4 protein-coding genes are annotated in these 4,489 nt (G+C 45.3%); all 4 read right to left on the bottom strand.

Annotation, left to right across the window (positions count from 1 at the left end; translation table 11 throughout):
- Positions 1–572, bottom strand: a 572-nt coding sequence (locus tag I656_RS00745; protein ID WP_020756809.1) for a DNA methyltransferase, incomplete at its 3' end; no start/stop codon positions are given.
- A complete protein-coding gene (locus tag I656_RS00750) occupies positions 523–1,269 on the bottom strand; it encodes a DUF4391 domain-containing protein (RefSeq protein ID WP_235048671.1) in 747 nt (248 codons plus the stop codon). The genes I656_RS00745 and I656_RS00750, both read right to left, overlap by 50 nt.
- Before the next feature lie 84 nt (positions 1,270–1,353).
- Entirely contained in the window at positions 1,354–1,860 is a 507-nt protein-coding gene (locus tag I656_RS00755) for a hypothetical protein (RefSeq protein WP_223810898.1), read from the bottom strand.
- Positions 1,861–2,502: 642 nt separating this feature from the next.
- A complete protein-coding gene (locus tag I656_RS00760) occupies positions 2,503–3,708 on the bottom strand; it encodes a PLP-dependent aspartate aminotransferase family protein (protein ID WP_015374550.1) in 1,206 nt (401 codons plus the stop codon).
- Between the last annotated feature and the right edge of the window lie 781 nt (positions 3,709–4,489).

Below are 4,489 nucleotides of genomic sequence, written 5' to 3'. Positions count from 1 at the left end.
TCAACTAGCACCACGGGTCTTATAAATATAACCCCATCCTCCCGCAACAAATTCCTCGCCAACTTCAACCGCGGGTACATCATATTCAACCAATCGGTATGGTAGCGCCCGTTTGTCTCCGTATTTGCCTTAGTCGTTTGCTGCGTGATTTCTTTGTAATTTCGGATATTGTCGCGAAAGTCGTCTTTGTACACAAAGTCTTTCCCCGTATTGTACGGCGGGTCGATGTAAATCATTTTGATTTTGCCGAAATACGATTTTTGCAATAGTTTCAGTACTTCCAAGTTGTCGCCTTCGATATACAAGTTTTCCGTTGTCTCCCAGTTTTTGCTTGATGCTTTGTCCGGCCGCAAGGTGCCAGTGGACGGCGTTTGGGCGAGTTTCATCGCTTGTGTTTTGCCGTGCCAGGTGAATTCGTACTTTTCGTTGCGCGTTTCGATCTCTTCGCCGAGAACAAGCTTCAATTTGTCAAAATCGATTTTCCCCTCCGTGACAACTTCTGGGAATAGTTGCTTTAACGCTTCAATGTTTGTTTTGACAAGGTCGAGCGATTTTCCATCCAGTTTCTCCATCGTGCTGCTCCTTTCCGCGCAATTGTTGCTTCCATTGTTCGATTTGCTTCGTTAGCTGTTGAATTTTCATATGGTATTCTACTTTTCGATTAAACTGTGTTTCTTTTTTGATTTCGTTTTTCCATTTTGCGATTTCGACTTCCGCCTGTTCGATTTGCGCGACGAGCTGTTTGGATTGTTCATCAGCGGCGATGTAAAAGGCGCCGATCGCTTTGGCGTGCTGGAACGCCTGCACCGCCAGATGGATGTCTTGATAAAACCGAAAAAAGTTGGCGAACGACAGCTTCGTCATATGGACGGCGCGAAGAAACTGCTTGACCGTCTCGTCAGCATGATCGAGTGAAAACCACGGCGTATACGCCCATTCTTCGGCCACGGTTTTGGTTCGGTCGTTTTTGTTCAGCCGCTTTCGGCATGTTCCAATTCGAACGTTTCCTTCTTTTTCAAACACGATAACGGTCGGATTGGGCACTGTTTTTTGGATGATTTCCCCGATCACGGAAACGTGCGCATCCTTTGATTCCGTGCGCAGCCGAACGGTGATAAACATGACCCCTTCGTAATGGTAGTCGTCGTTGACGAACGGCTGAATGTTGATGACCCTTGAGGTCAACAAGTATGTCAACTCGATCCGCTCGATGTCTTTCGTCATATAGTCCTTTTCTTTTTTCGTCAAATCCGCATAGTCGTAAAACATTTTTTTTGTCAAGCTTTTTATGCAACGGGCGGACGCGCTCGTCCAGTCCTATTGTAGCATAAAATGCGGATGCGGCCATGATCCTCACCCTTTAATGATCAAATACGAAACGATCTCAAAATCTTGCAAGCTCGTGTTGGCGTTCGTCACGAAGGCGTCCAAGTTCCCTAGGCTGAAGATGTTGAGCATCAATTGCTGATCCATCTTGCCGACGATCTCTTCCACCGCTTTTTCCAGCAGGGCCTTGTATCGCCCCATGTCTTTTCCGTTTTTCGTCTCTTGGTAAAACGCCTTGTACAAGCCCCATTCGACGTCTTTTTTGCCGTTGCAAAGCGAGCGATACAGGTCCAACATTTTCTTGACATGCCCAGGATGGTACAACACCGTGCCGTCTTTGCGGACATACACCAAATAATAGGGATGAAGCGCGTTTTGTTCATGCGCAGATGCCATCGGCGCCGTTTGTTTTAGGCAGAAAATGACGCCTGGCTGAATTTCGTCTTTCAGTTTTTCATTTTGATTAGCGGTAATGCTGAACAGTCCAAACGGCGCCCGCTCGAGCTCTTCTTTATGTTCCTTCATGAAATTCAACAAATCCATCCGGAAGTCGTCTAAATAAATATCCCGCTTATAAATTCACGATACCGAGCCGCCGTACACCACCAAATACATATCCATCCCTTTTCTGCGCGCAGAAAAATCTTTTTGCTCCCATACAAACACATACATAAAAACAGCCAACTCTCCATAATAGGGAGCTGGCTGCTCTTTTTCCTCTCAACGAGGTCAGCTTAAAAAAATCTTGAAAAGAATTTTTTGTGTGATTAAAGAGAGATGCTTCAATCCTCTAAACAAGACCTGCTTTAAAAAAGGTTTATGAACCGTTTCATTCACATCAAAGCGGAAGCGTTTCAATCCTCTGAACGAGGCCAGCTTTTAAAAAGAGCACCTTCATTTTACCATGATTCTCTAGGGCGGCAAGGTGCTTTTTTGCACAATCCTGCGAATCTCTTGAAATTGAAAAGTAAGTAATGTTATGTTGATTGGAAGATTGGCTCGTGACCTGTTCTCGAAAAAACACTTTTTGGCCACGAAATAGGAGAATTGTCTTTTTTACTTGCCTGATTGGCTGGCTCGATGATAGCACATATATTCGCTTTTATGAATCAAAAACTTCCCGATTCATCTCCCCCCTTGCCTTCGTTTCAAGGAGAGAGACTCTTCGGGACAACGTTAAACTACCTGCAGCGCCTGCCACACATCCGCTTTCAGATCATCGATATGCTCGATGCCGACCGAGAATCTCACGAAGTTGGACGGAATCCCAGCTGTCTTCATCTGCTCCTCGGTCATCACTCCTTCCCACATCGCTGCTGTATGCACCACAAGGGAATCGACGCCACCCAAACTCACCGCGTTAGGCGGCAGTTTCAATGCAGAAACGAAGCGCTGAGTTTCTTCATAGCCACCTTTAATGGCAAAGGCAATGACTGCTCCGAACCCTTTCATCTGACGTTTTGCCAACTCGTGTTGCGGATGGCTAGGAAGACCTGGATAATATACACGCTCTACCTGTGGCTGCTGCTCTAAAAACTCAGCCAGGGCTAAAGCGTTGGCATTAATGCGTTCCATCCGTATCGGAAGCGTACGCAGACCGCGCAATAATAGCCATGCATCCATTGGCGAGAGGACCGAACCGATGGAAATATGCGTATGCCAAATACGCTCGGCTAACTCCTCGCTGGTGCAGATGACACCAGCTGTCAAATCATGGTGTCCCCCCAAATATTTTGTTGCGCTGTGAATAACGATATCGACACCTAGATCATGAGGCCGCTGATTGATCGGCGATGCGAAGGTGTTATCGGCCACGACGATAATTCCATGCGGGCGCGCCAACTCCACCACAGCAGCCAAATCCGTCAACACCAAAGTCGGATTGGCAGGCGTCTCGACCATGATGAGCTTTGTGTTAGGCCGTATCGCTTCTGCAAAGGCGTTGATGTCCGCTTGTTCGACCAGAGTCACTTCCACGCCAAACCGCGGCAGCATCTCATCCATAATCTTGGCGGTGCTCATATAATGCCGCGTTTGGGCAATCACATGATCTCCCGCGCTGACTAGAGCTAGAATGGCCGTGGCAATTGCCCCCATCCCGGAGCCAGTTACCAGTGCGGTTTCTGTACCTTCCAGTTCAGCCATAATCTTCGCAACGCGCTCATGCAATGGATTGCCGTAGCGCGTATAATACCGAGAATGGCGGGGTGTTCCCGCCATTTCTGCGAATTCACGGGAATTATGCGCACGAAACGTAGCTGTGTAATAGATGGGCGGAGCCACCGTCCCATCATCGGTGACCCAATCATCGCCATGGACAACCAAGGTTTCAGTTCGAAGTCCTTCAAGATTCATTTTCTCACGATTATCACGTTTGTCCATCTATTCTCTCTCCTTTGCTTCTCTAGATACCCGGCTCGACAAGAGTTCTTGATAAAAATAGTTGGTATCGGTCAAAAAAATCAATCTTTATGACAAAGAATTTTATTACCCTTTTCTCGAAGACTACATAACAAAATGATCGATGAAACAATTTATGTATGCTGGCTTGTTTATGAACCTCTTTTATTTTGATTTGTCTGGATTTATCTTTTATAGACAGAATTTTTGTTTATTTCAGAACTTAATAGATATTATATAATTTTTTTTTAAAAAAGTAAACCTATGATTTTGATTTTGATAAAGTTGCCAACTATAAAAACGTCCTTGCATGGGGTTGTTTCCTTAAGGAATACATGTGATACGCGAGCCCATCGCCAGTGCCGCGAGTTGGCGTACGGCGCGATATCCCGTAAATGATCATTTCCAGCTTGGCATAAGAACAAACAGCAAAGCATAGCGGAACTCCTATATTGCTTCTTGTTGCTAAGATGTGTTATTGTTTCAATCCTTTAATGAAGTCTTCCTTTATTTAAAAAGCCCCTCCATTTTGCCATTGATTTTCTAGAGATACAAGGAGGATTGCGGTTATTAGCATAATCCTATATAGAGCATGGAACCGGCTTGATAGTTCGGTCCTATCGTATCGTTAGATACGATTAACCGAGAAGTCCTACTTCTAAAACGAAGCATAGGTGGAGGATAGTTCACTGAATATAAAAATACCGAATGTTAATCGTTTAAAAAAATTGGTATATCAATTTGAGTCAGTCAAGACTTTGTG

It is taken from the genome of Geobacillus sp. WSUCF1 (assembly GCF_000422025.1).
In the GTDB taxonomy this organism is placed as follows: Bacteria; Bacillota; Bacilli; order Bacillales; family Anoxybacillaceae; genus Geobacillus; species Geobacillus zalihae.
Note: the sequence above shows the minus strand (reverse complement) of the source record. Positions and strands in the feature narration are given on the sequence as shown.